A 17,797-nucleotide genomic window follows, 5' to 3' on the forward strand; every position below is an offset into this window, starting at 1 on the left:
ATTATAGGAGTGTGAAGAGATGAACGTATCCAAGAAGCTGTACTCGTATTACCTGATCTGGCCTGCGCTGCTGATCTATTCGATTTTTTTCGTACTGCCTGCGCTGATCGGACTCTTCTATTCCTTCACGGACTGGAGGCTGGACCGGGAAGCGATCAAGTTCATCGGCTGGGATAACTTCGAGCGGATCTTCACGGATAGAACATTGCTGCTTGCGATGAAAAATACGGCGATCTTCGCGATCGTTACTGTACTCGGCAAAAATCTGCTCGGGATCGCGCTGGCGGTCGGCTTGAACATGAAGCTAAAATCCAAAAATCTGCTGCGGGCTATTTTCTATTCTCCGTCGATCTTAAGCGTTTTGGTTATTAGCATTGTGTTCACGCCCATGCTGCGCTCCGACGGAACGATTAACCGCATCTTCGAAGCTGTGGGGCTGCCTTCGCTGAGCCAGGCCTGGCTGACCAATCCGGCGCTGGTCATCTGGACCGTGGCATTTGTGTCCATCTGGCAGCATACCGGCTTCCAGATGGCCATCTATCTGGCCGGGCTCCAGTCGATCTCCAAGGAATATTATGAAGCCGCCACCATCGACGGCGCCGGCTCCTGGCGCAGCTTCCGCAGCATCACCATTCCGCTGCTGCTCCCTGCGATCAACATCAATCTGATGCTTACCCTGATCGGCGGCCTCAAGGTATTCTCCGAGGTGTTCGTGCTCACCGGCGGGGGACCGGGCAATGCCTCCCAGGTAGTCGGCACCATCATCCTCCGTTCCTTCGGGGAAGGCAGCTGGGGGCTGGGCACAGCCGTCAATACCCTGCTGTTCGCTGCTGTAACTGTCATCGCCATTCCCCTGCTGATCTTCATGCGGCGTAAGGAGGTATCGGAATAATGAGCTTTTCCCGTAAAATGGCCTGGCGTAACTATCTGGTGGAGGGGTTCCTGATCCTGGCCTCGCTCCTGATTATCCTGCCGCTCCTGATTATGCTGTTCGGCAGCTTCATGACCAGCTCCGAGGTACTGAAGTTCTCCCTGCGGCTCCCCGAGGAGTGGAAGTTCTCCAACTATACAACCGTCTTCAAGGAAGGCGGTCTGGGACGGGCATTCCTGAACGGGATGCTGATTACCGGCGTCTCTTCCATCCTGAACATCTTCACCTCCTCGGCGGCCTCCTTCATTCTGGTACGCCGGGAGACCAAGTGGTCGAATTTCCTGTACATGTTCTTCTTCATGGGCCTGATTGCCCCAATGTCCACGATCACCACGATCCGTGTCGTGCAGTGGATGGGCTTCTACGGCAGCATCACCAGCGTTATTCTGATCTACGCTTCGCTCAACACGGCGTTCAGTGTGTTCCTGTACAGCGGATTCATCCGTTCCATTCCGAAGGCGCTGGATGAGGTAGCTTTTCTGGAGGGGGCGAATACATTCTCTGTGTTCTTCAGAATCGTCACCCCGCTGATCGTCCCGGTCAACGCCACCGTAGCGATTATGGTCTTCATGTCCGTGTGGAATGATATCACCATACCGCTCTACTTCCTGACCGACAGCTCGGATTGGACGATGCCGCTCTCCGTGTACAATTTCTACGGCAAATACAGCCGGGACTGGAACCTGATCTTCGCGGATCTGGTATTAACCTCCCTTCCCGTGCTAATCCTCTATATCTTCTGCCAGAAGTACATTGTTAGCGGACTTACGGCGGGAGCGGTCAAGGGATAACCTCAGCCCCTTTTGTGGCTTTGTTGGACAAATGGATTATTCGGGCCGGAGCATTCAGACATAACATACAGCAGACAACCTGATGCGGCATCCGGGAGATCCGGCGCGCCTGCCCATCCGGTTGTCTGTCCGCCGGGCCCGGCGAGTCCATGAGCCAGAAGCACATGAAAGGGGTTTTTAATTATGAATACAAAAATAGCAAACCACAGAAGAAATCTAGCATCAAATTTTAATCCTTACGTGTTTGCGAGTTATGAACTTTCCTATTATTTTGGCTACGTCGCTGTCATTGATCCTGTATACAATAAGGTCACCAAACGGATTCCGGTAGGCCTTAACCCTGGTCCTATGTGCTTGAATCCAAGTGAGGATAAGCTCTATGTAGTAAATACGGGCAATGATTCGGTCACTATCATTGATGCATATAACTTTAACGTTATCAAAACCCTTCACATTGGCTCTTCGTCCACCTCTAGCGCTCCTGTTGCTATCTTCGCTGCTGCTAACGTGAACAAAGTCTATGTAGCCCATTCGGGTAACAGGGCCGTTACAATTATTGACTCCGTCACAGATACGGTTATTAAGCAAGTGGATTTGCCTAGCGGAAGCGGCTACCCTTTTGCCTTTGCCGGTAAGGTGAACAGTCTCTTTGTCTTTGTTGCATGTAAGTCTAAAGATAATGATAAAGGCAAGGTTGTCGCCATTTCCGTTGACGATGATACCGCCCATCCGGTTGGGGATGATACTCCGCTTGAATTTGACGGGACCCACAACCCCTTGACCGTGTACCCAGGCGGAGTGGAGCTGGTCACACTTGGGCCGACTGGCATGTTGACTCATTTTGAACCACTTACAATGGGTCCCTCCAAAACTTCAAGTATGCTGGACAATACGGTATCCGGGATCTATCTGGATAACAATATGTTATTTTGCACCTCGCGGGAAGATAGAGCCTATCTGAAAAAATTCAACAACCTGTTCATGGACCAGCAAGGAAACATCACCCATGATCAATTCACAGAAATTCCTAGCTACAAAGGCCAGGATAAAATCCGTGTTTCAAGTGATCAAAGTACTATTTGCATCACCATTCAACCCACCACTTTCCCGACAGGTGGTCTGCAAATTTACGATGTAAACGCTGCTAGTTCACGGTTTGTTCCGCTCCCTTATGTCGGTGATTTAGCACTTTACGATTACATCATTGCCTATGTAGGACAATTGACTTCGATTCAACCGATTGATTTGGGAAATCCAAGTAATCCCATTCCTGCTATTCCGATTGGCACAAGTCCCTCAGACCGCGTCAACGTAAAGAACATTATTTCCGGTTATAGCAATCAATCCTTGTAATGCACATTTAGTATAAAAATTGAGCTGTCGCTTCAAGTCGAACTGGACTTGGGGGCAGCTCTTTTTTTTACCTTACTGGACATTAGGACTATTCGGGCCGGAGCATCCAGACATAACCTACAGCAGACAACCTGATGCGGCATCAAGGCACAGGACCGGTGCGTCTGCCCATCCGCTTGTCCGTCCGCCGGGCCCGGCGAGTCCACTAGCCAGATCTGCATGAAAGGGGATTTTATCTATGAATATGAATCGAACAGCAAACCGTAACCGAAATACACGGAGCGGCCTTTCTTATGTATATGTGTCTTATGTAAGTATTAATAATAATGGATATGTCGCTGTTATTGATCCCACTACCGATCAGATCATCAAACGGATCTCGGCAGGCTATAATCCTGTCGCTATGTGCTTGAGTCCCTCTGGAGATAAGCTTTACGTGGCGGATGGCCTTGCGAATATGGTCTATGTCTATAGTACAGATACCTTTAACCTTATAGGTTCAGTTCCAGTTGACAACAAACCTGTTGCTATCCTCGTAGAGCCTAGCGGCAAAAAAGTCTATGTAGCCAACTATGGATATCCCTGCCTGACGATTTTTGATGCCATTACTCTTAGTTTCATTGGAAATCTTTATTCTGTAGACACGATGTCTTTCGCCATTTCGTGCAATGAGAATAGCCCTTACGTCTACGTTGCCTGCAACGAAATTCATCCAACAAGAGATTCTACTCTTGCCATTAGAATTATTAATAATGGACCTAATGTGGCGCTTGGCCCAGCAGGACCGGGCACTATACATGACTCGACCCGAAACTTCTTGACCGTTCACCCCAATGGACACACACTGGTCGAGCTTGGAAATATTGGAGCCCTTGATTTTCTTAGTCCTGATAATGGTTTAGTTGCAGCAGCACCGACTAGTTCACTGGACAATACGGTATCCGGAATTTATCTGGACAACGGCTTGTTATTCTGCACGATGCGAGAAGAAAGGAACTTTTTGAAATTATTCAAGAATCTGGATATCGATGTGAATTCGAAAATCACCTATGATGATTACAAAGAAATCCCCAGTTACAAAGGTCAGGATAAAATTCGCACTTCGCTTACGCAAAAGTATATTGGCGTCACCATTCAAGCCACGGATCACCCAACGGGCGGGCTGCAAATCTACGATGTAGACCGTGGCACTTCCCGGTTTGTTGAGCTTACTTCCATTGGCGATCTTGCATTCTTCTCAGACACCAAAGCTTATGTAGGAGGATTCACCTCGGTTCAACCCATTGATTTGACCACTGCAAGACCTCTAAATCCGATTCCCATTGGGACAACGTACTTCAAAGTGAAGAATGTTATTTCCGGTTATAGCAATCAAACCTAAGGGTCATGTACGTTAACGTGGAGCTGTCTCTTCAAGTCGAAACTGACTTGAGGACAGCTCTTTTTTTGCCAGAAATGCATTGTTAGCGGACTTACGGCGGGAGGGGTGAAGGGGTAATCTCTGCCCTTTTTGTGGCTTTATTGGACAAATGGATTATTCGGGCCGGAGCATCCAGACATAACATACAGCAGACAACCTGATGCGGCATCCGGACAAAAACGGCGCGCCTGCCCATCCGGTTGTCTGTCCGCCAGGCCCGGCGAGTCCACTATCCAGAAGCACATGAAAGGGGTTTTTCATTCGTGAATACGAATATGGCAAACCGCAGAAGGAATCTATCATCAGATAACCGTTATGTCTATGTGAGCTGTCAAGCTAACGGTTTGGGATATGTAGCTGTCATTGATTCTGTACTAGATAAGGTCATCAGATGGATTCTGGTGGGCAACAAACCTGGTCCTATGTGCATGGACCCTACAGAGAAAAAACTTTACGTGGTTAATAACGGTGATGATTCAGTCACCGTCATTGATACGGACACCTTTACCTCTGTCAAAACCATTACCATTGGCAATCCATTCAAGAGGACCTTTCCTAATGCTATCTTCGCTTCTGCTACAGGCCATAAAGTCTATGTATCCCATGCAGGAGATACGCAAGTTACAATTATTGACTCCCTCACAGATGAGGTTATTGAAACATTGCCAATAGGCACATCCGGAGTTTTCCTCAATTTCGCCTTTGCGGGCAATAAAAATAGTAACTTTGTCTCTCTTGCACGCACATATGATTCGCCAAAGGATAAAATTTTCGCTATCGATATCGACCAAAATGTGGCTTATCCGTATGGAACTGCAGCGGATCTATCCTTTGACGGGTTCCACAACCCCTTCGCCGTTCACCCGGATGGGCACACACAAGCCACGTTTGGATTCTACGGATTTCTCACCTATTTTGACGGCAATGAAGTTGGGATAACCAGAAATTCAATGGTGCTGCAAAATACGGTATCCGGGGTCTACCTGGACAGCAAAGTGCTAGTCTGCACCATGCGGGACGAATATGACTATCTGAAAGTAATTAAGAATCTGTCCATTGATAAGGATGGTGGCGTCAGCTATGAAAATTTTGCGCGATTCCCCAGTTATCGCTGGCAGGATAAAATTCGTCTGTCACGTACGCAAGCCTACATTGGCGTTACCATTCGACCTTTCGGCCCCTATAAGAGCGGTGTGCAAATCATCCACTCAAAGGAAGGCACCAGCACGTTAGTTGAATTGCCTTTTGTCGGTGATCTGGCATTTTCCGGTGACACCAAGGCCTATGTGGGGGAGGAGAGCACGGTTCGTCCGATTGATCTGGCAACTGGAACGGCTCTACCCGCTATCCAGATGGGAGCCAGCGTCGCAAACATTATTTCCGGTTATATCAATCAATCCTTGTAAGGCAAAGGGGATTTCATTCATGGATATGAATAAGGCAAATCACAGCAGAGGTCTGTCATCAGGTCATCCTTATGTGTATGCGAGTTATGAAGTTGGTTTTGATTTCGGATATGTCGCTGTCATCGATCCTGTACAAGATACGATCATCGAACGGATTAGGGTGGGCAGCGAGCCTGGTCCCATGTGCATGGACCCCTCGGAGAAAAAGCTGTACGTCATTAATACCCGTGAGGATTCAGTCAGCATCATTGATATTGATACCTTTAAGGTTCTCAATACCGTTCACATTGGCAATCCGTTCGTCAAGTTCTATCCTAATTCTATCTTCGCTTCTCCTAAGGGTAACAAAATATATGTAGCCCAATCAGGTCCGGGCATTACCATTATTGACTTCCTCACAGATGAGGTTATTAAGGATGTGCAACTGGCAGGAGGGATTAGTTGGCCTTTCGCCTTTGCTGGAAATGAGAACAGCTCCTTTGTCTATGCTGCCTGCCGGAGTAATGATGTTATCGCCATTTCCATTGACGACGACACCGTTCATCCGTATGGAGACACAATGGAGCTTACCTTTAACGGGAGCCGTAATCCCTTGGCCGTTCATCCCGATGGGCATACCCAGATCACATTTGGACCTGCTGGTATGTTAACCTATTTTGACAATGATTCTATTGGGTACTCCAGTACGTCAAGTCTGCTGGACAATACGGTATCCGGGGTCTACACGGACGACAAAAGATTATTCTGCACCATGCGCGAAGACAAAAACTATCTGAAAGTAATCGGTAATCTGGCCATTGATAAGAAAGGAATCGTCACCTATAAGAGTTTTGCGGATTTTCCCAGCTACAAAGGGCAGGATAAAATCCGTCTTTCACGTACGCAAGCCTACATGGGCGTTACCGTTCAACCTACGGATTCCCCATTAGGTGGTGTGCAAATCATTGACTTACATGAAGGCTATACCCACTTGGTTGAACTTCCTTATGTCGGCGACCTGGCGTTCTTCTCAGACACCAAGGCTTATGTGGGGGAAGCAAATGCGATCCGCCCGATTGATCTGGCAACCGCAACGGCACTGCCCGCTATCGTGCTTGGGGTCGTTACGGATAGCCTCAAAGTCAATAATATTATCTCCGGTTATAGCACTCAATCCTTACAGTAAACAATTATACGGGTCATTGACCTAACTTATAGCAGATTCAAACACAGGAAAGGGGGATTTAATTATGAACCCTAACAAGGCAAATGCAAACAACAGAAACTTACCCTCAGGTGATCCTTATATCTTTGTATCTTATGAAGTTGACTATCAATTTGGATATGTCGCAGCTATAGATCCTGTAGAAGATCAGATTGTCAGACGGATTCCGGTAGGCGCCAACCCTGGCCCTATGTGTATGGATGCCGAAGAAAAGAAGCTGTATGTAGTGAATACACGCGGGAATTCGGTCACCGTCATTGATGCATATACACTTAACATTCTCAAAACCGTTCGCGTTGGCGCTGCCGGCAGCACAAATGTCAATCCTGTTGCCATTTTCGCTGCTTCTAAGGTTAATAAAGTCTATGTTGCCAATACCGGAGATCATAGCGTTACGATTATTGATGCCCACACGGATACGGTGATAACAACTGTGGATGTCGGCGTAGGCAGACCTTATGCCTTTGCGGGCAATGAGAATAGCGACTTTGTCTATCTTGCCTGCAAGGTTGCCGATAAAAAAGATTACGTAATCGCCATTACCCTTGACGATGATAATTTTACACAGTTTAACCTGGGATTTGAACTTGCCTTAGACGAAACCCGTAACCCTCTGACCGTTCACCCGGATGGACACACGCAAATCACACTTGGAACGATTGGCATGATTACCTATTTTGGAAATGATGAAATTGGCTTGCCTAACACGTTAAGCTTGCTGGACAATACGGTATCCGGAGTCTACCTGGACAACAATTCGTTATTCTGCACCTCGCAAGGAGAAAAATCCTGTCTTAAACGGTTTACTGACCTGGCCGTTGATTGGGAGAATCACATCACCTATAAAAAATTCATAGAAATCCCCAGTTACAAAGGCCAGGATAAAATTCGTGTGTCGCGTAAACAAGAGTATGTTGGCATCACCATTCAGCCCACTACTCTCCCAACCGGTGGCCTACAAATCTATAATGTAAACAGTGCCAGTTCCTGGCTTGTTCCGCTCTATTATGTCGGCGATCTGGCGTTCTTCTCAGACACCAAGGCTTATGTGGGGGAAGCAAATGCTATCCGTCCGATTGATCTGGCAACCGCTACGGCCTTGCCCGCTATTCTGATTGGGTACCCCAACAATGAACGTATCACCGTCAAGAATATTATTTCCGGTTATAGCAATCAATCCTAGCAAGATGCAACTACAAGAAAAGGGGCATTCGTCCGTGAACACAAACCATGCAAAAACAAAGGCAATGTCAAACACAAGGAGCTCCTCAGGTAATTCTTACGTCTATGTCAGCTATGTGTATGATTATGTTGCCGGGTATATCGCCGTTATTGATCCTGCTAGCGACGAGATCATCAGAACGGTTATCGCCGGCTTCGATCCTGGCCCCATGTGCATGGATATTGAAGAAAAGAGGCTTTATGTACTAAGCAGCCAGGGCAGGTCGGTCACCGTATTTGATACGAATACATTTGACAATCTGGCTACCTATCGCATCGGCGAAACAAATAACTCCTACCCTGTTGCTCTCCTCGCCTCTCCTTTGGGCGGTAAACTCTATGTGGCCGATTCTGGAGAAAAAACAGTTGTGATTATTGATACCACGCATGGCGTTACAAAAGATGTCGATGTAGGCCCAGGCAAGCCCTTTGCCTTTGCGAGCAATAAGAACAGCAACTTTATCTATGCTGCCTGTAAGGTTGCCGATGGTGAAGATTATGTTGTCGCTATTTCCCTTGAGGAAGACATCGCTTTTCCGTATGGCAAGGAGATGGGGTTAACCTTTTACGAGGGCCTCAACCCCCTGGCTGTTCATCCGGATGGGCACACCCAAGTCACAATGGGAACTCCAGGGATGCTTGTTCATACAGATGATAAAATTGGTAAGCCGGTTACGACAAGCTTGCTGGACAATACGGTATCCGGCGTCTATCTGGACAACAAACGGTTACTTTGTACCACAGACGAAGGAAAAAGTATTATTAAACAAATTATTGACCTGGCCGTTGATGAAGAGGGAAACGTAATTTACGATTATTATATAGATATTCAAAGCTACAAGGGCCAGGATAAAATTCGTTATTCTCCTAATCAAGTATATGTTGGCGTCACCGTACAGCCTACTACTACACCGATAGCCGGAGTGCAATTCTATACTTCAACCGGTACCAATTTCCCGTTAGTTAGACTTCCATCTGTCGGCGATCTGGCGTTTTCCTCAGACATCAAGGCCTATGTGGGGCTATTCAAATCAATTCGTCCGATCGACCTGGCAACCGTAAAGCCCCTGCCCGCTATCCCGATGAGTCCCATAAGTACTGATAATATCGAAGTCAGAAACGTGATTTGCGGTTACAGCAATCAATCCTGACAGTACGTGGCGCACACAACAGAGCAGCGGCTCTCCGATAACAGGAGAACCGCTGCTCTGTTTGAATTACAGATCTGAAGCTTGAACCGCCTCGTTAGTGTTACAGATGCTCCAGCAGATTGGAGATGACCTGCGCGCTCTCGGCGCGGGTCATGGTCTCCTGCGGCGCGAATTGCTGATTGCCGCGCCCGTTGATCAGCCCTGCCTGCTCGGCAGCGCTTGCCGCATGCTTCGCCCAGTCACGAATCTGGGAGTAATCACTGAACGGGCTGGCAGCGGAGTCACTGCTGCTGATCATGCTTCCCTTCAAGTGTTCATGCGCCCGGACGATCATGACCGCCATTTCTTCACGGGTAATGCACTCCTCCGGTGCGAAGGCGTCCTTGCTGCGTCCGAGCACGATGCCCGCTTCATTCACTGCCGCTACGGCTTCGGCATACCACAGCCTGGAGTCCACATCAGCAAATGTGGATAGACTGGTCGCCTTAAGGCCAAGCGCACGGGTAATCATCGCGGCGAACTGCGCCCTTGTGACTTCCCCTTGCGGATTAAATTCGGTGCTGGAAATGCCTTCGATAATATGCTTCGCAGCCATAGACTTAATAACACCGCTGGCCCAGCTGCTACTGCTGACATCCGAGAATGTCTTGTCATATTCGAGCACCGCATACTGGCTGAAATGATGCACATCGGCGGTGAATTTACTGTCTGTCAGCGTGCCTCCCATGTATTCCACCGCACCACTGGCAGCAATATAGTAGACGCCGAGTACGCTGCGGTTAGCATTAGGATCAACCGTGAAGGTAAGCGTCAGCGGCTCGTTAAACGTTGTAACCGGTACGGCAGTGCCGTCCGCAGCAACAGCCTCCAGACTGAAGCGGATCACATCGCTTACCGCCGTTAACCGGACGGACCCGTTGACCGCCGGATTATTGATCAGCTGCTCCGCAGCAGCTCTCGCTGTCTTCACGGCGGAGAGTCTGATTGCCGCTGCCTCCGGTTGTCCTCCAGCTCCGGCAATCTTCTCCTGGATGTCCTTCAGCGCCGCCGGACTCAGCTCAACAGCCACTGTGCTCCAGGCAAGACGCAGGGTGTTCTCTCCTGGTATTCCGGCTAAACCGGCCGGAAGCAGCACGGATTCTGTAGCATCGGTAAGCTGAACGGTTATAGCTCCACTAGACGGTGCCGGGAAATCAGCCGGTACAAGAACCTTCTCCGTCTGCGCTGAAGGTGACGGAGCTACGGTTGGCGTTGCAGCCGGTGCCGGTGTCCATACTGGCACTTCCGCAGGTGCTGGTGTTGCTGTCGGCGCCGGAGTTGGCGCCTTGGTTGGAATTACTTCCGGCGGCAGCTCCGCTTTTTTTACAGTGACCGTTCTTGTCACTTCAGCAGCCGCATTGCCCGCTGTATCAGTCACATTATAATGATACACATAGCTGCCGGCCGCCGAAGTATCCAGCGTCAGCACGCTCTCCCCCTCCTGCGTAATCGTTGCAACGATACGGTCTGTAATATCGCCATCCCGGTCATCTGCCGCTGTAGCTCCGGCATCCGTATAGTCTGCATCCTTTTCCAATTCAACGGATGCTTCACCGAGCAAGGTAATTACCGGCTTCGTTACATCCGGGTCCAGCGCAACCACTACCCGTCTTGTCACCTCAGCAGCCGGATTGCCCGCCGTATCACTGACATTATAATGGAAGGTATAGATATCGACCTTGGATGTATCCAGTTCAGTCAAGCCATACACTTCGCTTGTCACCATTGTCGTAATACGGTCAGTTATATCTCCGTCCTGGTCGTCATAAGCGGTAGCTCCCGCATCGGTGTATTCCGCTCCGACCGGCAGATTGACTGTCGCCTCGCCTGTCAGGGTAATAACCGGCGGTACCGTATCCGGTTCCGGTAGCGTGATCGTTCCACTGGCCGAGCTGTCTGCTCTCGCTTCCCCCTTGCTCAGCGTTACTGTGAAGGTGAAGCTGCCGTCAGTATCCTCCGTGGCTTCCTGGAATGCAGTCATGGTAATGTCATCCATGGTAACGCCCGTAGCCTGGAATCCAGGCAATTCGCCTATCGTCTGTTGCAGCCATACCAGGACAGCTTCTTCACCTTTTGCTTGCGCCTTCTTAACGCTGTAAGCCGCTCCCTCAATGATATTCTTCGCCTCAAGTACAGCCTGTTCATTGGCCGCACTGGTTTTATCTCTAGCTACAGTCAGATAACTGATCAGAGCCGCCTGACTGAACGTATTGTTCACCGAATATTTCACCGTACCGCTGACCGGCAACGTGAAATCATGCTGAACCATGACCCCATTCGGGCCTGCAACCAGGCCGGTCTTAACAGTCTCATTCACAGTCTTGCCCTCGGCATCCACATAGCTGAGGGTAATATCCATCGTCCGGCTCCCGTTATTCCACCAGTCCAGATGATAGGAAGTAACCGTATATTTCCCTGCACTCAGAGGCAGGTTGTAGACCAGCGGCGTATTCCTCGTATTCGAGCCGTATACTCCGGTCTGGGCTTTATCGGTAGTGACTACAGCACCTCCAAGCCCTTTGACACTATAGGTAGCGCCCGTATTCGTATGTCCCCATACCGTATCTCCTGTGGACAATTGATCTGCCTTGTGATTCAGCAGGCTGCTGCCTGTGAGATCCCGGATGGCTGTATACGGCGGGGTGTCGCCATCTCCGGCAAGGCCCATGTCCAGGAAGTATACCAGCCCCTCAGGAACCACTTCCACATAGGCAATGGTCTTCAGGCTTCCGTAGTTGCCGGTAACCGCTACCCGTTCATATGGAGTATTGAAGTTAAGCGCATCAAGATTCCACTTCACAGCTACCTGTATGGTCGTTCCGTCTGCGAGCTTAGCCTCGACTTTGGCTGGAAGTTCCGGCAGCTTCCCTGCATAGGTAGCCCTATCGGGGATAGACGCAAGCTCTCGCACATCTCCGAGCAGCAGCAGATTCAGGGCGGAAGACAGACGTTCTACAAGCTGTGACGCCCCTTCCTGGTCCAGCCGGTAGGAAGCCGGATCATTCAGCGCTGTCTGGGCGGTATCCAAAGCATCCGTGAACATCTTCCAGTCCTTCTCCGGGTAGCTCTCTTCCCTGCTGACCTCAAGCGCAGCACTCACCGCCTGCTTAAGGCCTGCCGTATCCGGGCTTCCTGCTCCTTCCCAGCCGATAACCGCAACGGAATCTACAGCGAGAGTCCCGCTCAGCACTTTGAGCTGAACCGTATGCTCACCGTATTTCAGTCCGCGCAGTGTGAAGGTCTGGTACAGCTCCTTCGCTGCATTAGCAGCACCCGAGACTACCAGGGTCTCGCCGTCCACCACGGCTTCCAGCTTGGCAGAGCCGTCGTTCGGCCCCAGAATATCAAGGCCTGTGCCGGTAAAAGTATACTTCAGCACAGCGCCCGCACCCTGGCTGGTAGACAGGGACCGCTGATACACATACATGCCTTTTCCATTCTCATGTGCCCAAGCACCCTCATATACCAGCTTCGCCTCAGGTGCCTGCGCCAGGTCATACATCTCCAGATTATCCAGCTGCTCTGAATAATACGGTGTATAACCGTCCACCTTCTCTACCTTCAGATTGTCGAAGCGGACATGATAGAAGCCGCTCGCGAGCTGCACGCGTCCAGACAGCTTCGGATTCGGATCGGTGTATGCTGCAAGCTTAACATCATCCAGATAGGCAGTAATCTTGTCACCGGCAACCTGAACGGCAATGTTATGCCAGGCATCATGTGCGGTGTCAAATCCGTCGATCTTCACCCCGCCGGAGCCGGTGGCCGCATTGCCGCTGGCGACCACGGTCCCGCTGGACAGCAGCTGCCAGCCGCCATCGAACCAGAACTTGAGCGCATAAGGGGTGCCGTTAATTGTCTGCGGCCCGCCCTGGTATCTGGCTCCAATCGCTGCGTAATTATTCCCGCCATAAGTGCTGTTCTGTTCAAAAGAAACATCGGCGCTAGCCTTATAGTTAGTCCAGCGGTAATCGCCGATCACGGTGACCGGGTCTCCGCCGTTCCAGGCACCGCCCACGCCTGTTGTCACCTGATCCAGCTGCTGCCGCAGCACGTAGTTATCCGTGCCATCGACCAGATAGCCTTCGAACGCTCCGTTGAGGTCCTGGGTATAGCGCGGAGTTACACTCTGCTCACCGCCGCGGGAGCTGACATAACTCTGCTCGCCGGTAATGGCACCGCCCTCCCCGATGACGGCAACGGTTCTGTCCCCGTAATTGAAATCATCCGCGTACAGGATCTGATCCTCCGTATTCTGTACAGACCCGGTGGCATCGGTATCCAGCACCGTACGTTCACCTTCAACCGGAAGCGAGGCACCGAATTCTTCATTCGTGCGGTTATCCAGCGTAGTTACCGTTACAATCGAGAACGGCTTCACACGAATGGTATACTCACCGCTGCCGTCTGCCTGAACATCCCCAAGGTCCTTCATATAATTGCTGTTAAAAGCCTGACCTGTCTCCGCCGCACGGGTCTCCCACATCTCCAGAGACGGATTGCCGGTATAGGCCATATTGACGGCCTGGAGCTTGTAGATCTTCTCTGTCTCGCTATCATTGATGATCACCGTCGAGAAATCCTGCTTGTCAGGTGAAGCCAGGGTCATATAGCTTGGAGTCCCGTTGCGCCCGCTGACCGGGTTCGTGCCGGTTGCTCCGGTGTAGCTCGCCTGGGGAACGGCTCTCCAGATTCCTGCCGTATTGCCTTCGTTCTCCCAGCCTGTCTTGGCAAACCCATTAAAATGCTTCAGGACAAGCAGTCCCGCATCATAATGAATGAAGCCTGACCACGGGTCGCGTGCGCTAAGCAGCTCCTTGAACGAGTACTGCCCGCCTTCATAGAAGGAGCCGATTGCCGGCTGATAGATGAAATGCGTCCGCCGGGAATTCACGAAGCCCTTGATAATGGTATTGCCCATCTCCAGCGGTCCGCCGATGCCGCCGATGCCCGTCCCGGGCTCAGAAGGGTCCTTCATGTTATTGTGGGGACGGAAGGCCGAGTTACTGAAGGTGGCCTGTGCTTCACTGTTCCAGATTTCCTTGTCGAATTCATCGGCAAGCCGTTTGAAATTGCCTTTGCTGTCGTCGTCGGTGTTGTAGTGATATCCGGCAGCCGCTACCGCATCTCGCAGCGACAGATCGCTCACCATGGCATCCCCGAAGGAGCCGATTCCAACCTCGTCGGAAATCACCAGCTGGATGCTGTGGTACAGCTCTTTCTCCTGATCGTTTTCGAAGTCTTCAGTATCCCCCTTGACCCTCTCACCATACTGCTTCGTCCAGGCCAGATCCGGCGCGTGCTCATTGATATGGGGATTCACATAATCCACCATATACCCGTATTCACGGTATGCGGCCAGAATGGTATTTTTGTACCAGGTATAAATCTTGTCGTTATTGTTAGCCCAGGCTGGAGCATTCCAGCGCAGGAAGCTCACCTTGACCGCCGGATTAATAGCCTTGGCATCGGCCGCAAGCTGGAAGCCGGGATGCCGGGCCACATTGGCCGCTTCATCCTCCGTACGCATCGTCGAAGGATCGGGACCGGTAGAGTTATTCCGGTCATTGCCCATCTCGATCTTGACATGGTCGATCAGCGGGCGTTCGCCCCCGAACAGGATCTTCAGCATTTGGGCATACGCCTCCGGCTGCTCGGACTTATAGTCCATCAGCAGGGCGCTCGTACTGTTGCCGCTCAGTACGCCGAAGCCTTTGAAGGTCAGGCCATTGACATTGTCAGCCTTGATATCATTGCCGTCCAGCTGGACTCTGACTGCAGAAGCATCGGTCTCGCTGGCAGAAGCTACAGGCAACCCTAGTGCAGGAAACATTCCGGCTACGAGTGCAGTCGATAACAGCACGGAGAAAAGCCTTTTCTTCACGCGGTTCTTTCTGTTCATTCATTAATCCTCCTCTTTCTCACTTAAGTAAGCGCATTCATCATGTCGTTAGAAGAATGATTGACTTGGACAGACCTTTGTCTAAAATCACAATGCGGGTATACAAATACCTGGCAGACTGCGAAAAACTGCAACTGCCAGGCGGATACTCTACTCACCTCAATCCCCGATTGGGACTGGATAGGATAGTTGTATTACGTGCAAGTGGTTTACACTGCATAAGAAGCACTAAAGAAATTAACAAAAAGCAAAAGAAGCGGAGGGGAAATTTGGAACTGTAGGAGCGGTAGCGACCGCCTTTGTCACCGGATTTCACCCGCGAACAGCGGTTTAAATCAAGAAATCTGGTGACAACAGCGGCCGGAAGTCCAAATGTTCACCGCAGCGACGATGCAGCTTCAAGTTCAAAACTTAAGTGCGTCTTATATAGTTAAAATCTGACTCCACTACCCCTTAATCCCCGAAGCAGCAACGCCCTGCACGAAATACTTCTGAAGCGCCAAGAATACAATCACTACCGGAATGATCGACACCACACTCGCCGCCATAATCAGGCCATACTCCGCAGAATACTGTGAGATGAACATCCGCAGACCGATCTGAATGGTCTTGAGCTTCGTATCGGTCAGATAGATCATTGGCCCGAGGAAGTCATTCCAGGTGGCGACGAAGGTGAAGATGGTCAGCGTGGAGAGCGCCGGCTTGGACAGCGGAAGCATGATTCTTGCCCAAATTCCGTATTCGCTCAGTCCGTCAATCCGGGCCGCTTCACATAATTCATCTGGCACCCCTTGATAGAACTGGCGCATCATGAACACACCGAAGGCCGAGAAAGCCTGTAGCAAAATGATCGCCAGGTGGGTATTGTTCAGTCCCATATAGCGCATCAGAATGAACTGCGGCACCATGTAGGCCTGCCAAGGGATCGCGATCGTGGCGATGTACCCCAGGAAGATCACATTTTTGCCTCTAAAATGCAGCTTGGAGAAAGCATACGCCGCGAAGCTGGAAGTCAGCAGTTGCAGAATGGTAACAATAATCGATAATTTCGCTGTATTGTAGATGAATCGTCCGAGTGGAATCCGTGTCCAGATATCCGCGAAGTTCTCCCAGCGCGGATTCGCCGGAATCCATTGCATCGGGAAGGAGAAGACATCCTTGTTCAGCTTGAGCGATGACGACAGCATCCAGATATACGGCACCAGCATTGCCAGCACGGTCAGAATTAACAGGGCATATACAAGCACCATTAAGCTGATTTTAAGTCCTTTACTTTTACCAACCATATCTTATAGATCCCCCTATTGTCCGTATTTCTTCTCGCCGCGGAACTGGACGATGGTAATGCCGAGTACCAGCAGGAAGAGCACAATCGCCATGGCACTGGCATATCCGTAATCCAGCGAGCGGAACGCCGTGTTGTAGATCTGATAGACCATGACCCGTGTAGCATTATTGAGCTGGTTATCCGCGCCCGCGAACAGGTTGATGAAGATATCGTAGACCTTGAACGAGTTGATGACCAGAATCATCAGGACAAAGAAGGTGGTTGGTGCCAGCTGTGGCACAGTCACGTTGCGGAATCTTCTCCACGGGCCTGCCCCGTCCAGCTCAGCCGCTTCATACAGCTCTGGATTAATGCCCTGGAGACCGGCCAGATAGATGACCATGTAGTAGCCCATATTTTTCCACACGGTGAAAAGCACTACCGTAAACATCGCCCACTGCTTATCCGCCGCCCAGCGGGGCAGGTCCTCCAGCGGAATGCCGGTAATCAAGTGCAGGATGTTGTTCACCGGACCCATGGTCGGGCTGAAGATGAAGTTCCATACCGCCGCAACCGCTACCAGCGAAGCCACGTAAGGGAAGAAGAAGACCGTTCTCATGAAATTACGGCCCATAATCTTCTGATTGAGCAGAATCGCCAGGGCCAGCGCAACGATCATGGTCAGCGGCACGACTCCGACGGTGTAGACAATCGTGTTCCACAAGGCTTTGTGGAAGGTGGTATCCGAGATCAGCCGGGAGAAGTTGTCCAGCCCGATGAACTTCATCGGATTGGCCCCGTCCCATTTCACAAAGGCCAGAATAAAGGCAAAAATCATCGGTACCAGGGTGAACAGGGCAAATCCGATAAAGTTCGGCGCAATAAAGCTATACGCGACCAGGTTATCCCGGAGTCCGCGCGACAACCGGCTTTTTGGGCTCTTATTTGTACGCAATATGGTTTCGTTCTGCATTCGTTCTCCTCCAAACCTTATATAACATCCCCGCAAAGTGGGAATTACATCGATACCTGTTAATGTGAGTGCTGCGATGTCCTCTATTTATATGGAAGGCGGGCCTTCGCCCGCCCCTCCTTCAGGACACTAACATTAC

At 50.5% G+C, this 17,797-nt stretch carries 11 protein-coding genes; 8 read left to right on the plus strand and 3 right to left on the minus strand.

Annotated features, from left to right (window positions below):
* Window positions 1–19: 19 nt before the first annotated feature.
* The 8 genes from MKY12_RS21035 to MKY12_RS21070 all read left to right on the plus strand — a co-directional run bounded on the left by MKY12_RS21035 (window position 20) and on the right by MKY12_RS21070 (window position 9,477).
* Window positions 20–892 (plus strand): sugar ABC transporter permease, encoded by an 873-nt coding sequence (locus tag MKY12_RS21035; protein WP_339310623.1) that lies wholly within the window; start codon window positions 20–22, stop codon window positions 890–892.
* A complete protein-coding gene (locus MKY12_RS21040) occupies window positions 892–1,722 on the plus strand; it encodes a carbohydrate ABC transporter permease (protein ID WP_339310624.1) in 831 nt (276 codons plus the stop codon). Before MKY12_RS21035 ends, MKY12_RS21040 begins: the two co-directional genes overlap by 1 nt.
* Window positions 1,723–1,905: 183 nt before the next feature.
* Entirely contained in the window at window positions 1,906–3,075 is a 1,170-nt protein-coding gene (locus MKY12_RS21045; protein WP_339310626.1) for a YncE family protein, read from the plus strand.
* Between the two features lie 238 nt (window positions 3,076–3,313).
* Window positions 3,314–4,456: a hypothetical protein gene (locus MKY12_RS21050; protein ID WP_339310627.1), complete on the plus strand. Its 1,143-nt coding sequence runs from the start codon at window positions 3,314–3,316 to the stop codon at window positions 4,454–4,456.
* 314 nt (window positions 4,457–4,770) lie between these two features.
* Window positions 4,771–5,901 (plus strand): YncE family protein, encoded by a 1,131-nt coding sequence (locus MKY12_RS21055; RefSeq protein ID WP_339310629.1) that lies wholly within the window; start codon window positions 4,771–4,773, stop codon window positions 5,899–5,901.
* Window positions 5,902–5,920: 19 nt separating this feature from the next.
* Window positions 5,921–7,066, plus strand: a complete 1,146-nt coding sequence (locus tag MKY12_RS21060) for a YncE family protein (RefSeq protein WP_339310631.1) — start codon at window positions 5,921–5,923, stop codon at window positions 7,064–7,066.
* Window positions 7,067–7,130: 64 nt separating this feature from the next.
* Complete coding sequence (locus MKY12_RS21065) at window positions 7,131–8,288, plus strand: hypothetical protein (protein ID WP_339310632.1); 1,158 nt, start codon at window positions 7,131–7,133, stop codon at window positions 8,286–8,288.
* Between the two features lie 34 nt (window positions 8,289–8,322).
* Window positions 8,323–9,477, plus strand: a complete 1,155-nt coding sequence (locus MKY12_RS21070; protein ID WP_339310633.1) for a hypothetical protein — start codon at window positions 8,323–8,325, stop codon at window positions 9,475–9,477.
* A 100-nt stretch (window positions 9,478–9,577) separates the two neighbouring features.
* On the opposite strand, the gene MKY12_RS21075 is transcribed toward MKY12_RS21070, so the two are convergent.
* The 3 genes from MKY12_RS21075 to MKY12_RS21085 form a co-directional block, all read right to left on the minus strand.
* Complete coding sequence (locus MKY12_RS21075) at window positions 9,578–15,418, minus strand: S-layer homology domain-containing protein (RefSeq protein ID WP_339310635.1); 5,841 nt, start codon at window positions 15,416–15,418, stop codon at window positions 9,578–9,580.
* A gap of 446 nt (window positions 15,419–15,864) precedes the next feature.
* Window positions 15,865–16,704: a carbohydrate ABC transporter permease gene (locus MKY12_RS21080; protein WP_339310637.1), complete on the minus strand. Its 840-nt coding sequence runs from the start codon at window positions 16,702–16,704 to the stop codon at window positions 15,865–15,867.
* Between the two features lie 15 nt (window positions 16,705–16,719).
* A complete protein-coding gene (locus MKY12_RS21085) occupies window positions 16,720–17,658 on the minus strand; it encodes a sugar ABC transporter permease (protein ID WP_036731603.1) in 939 nt (312 codons plus the stop codon).
* Window positions 17,659–17,797: the final 139 nt, after the last annotated feature.

Origin of the sequence: Paenibacillus sp. FSL M7-0896 (genome assembly GCF_037975415.1) — a bacterium.
Lineage (GTDB): Bacteria > Bacillota > Bacilli > Paenibacillales > Paenibacillaceae > Paenibacillus_AQ > Paenibacillus_AQ silagei.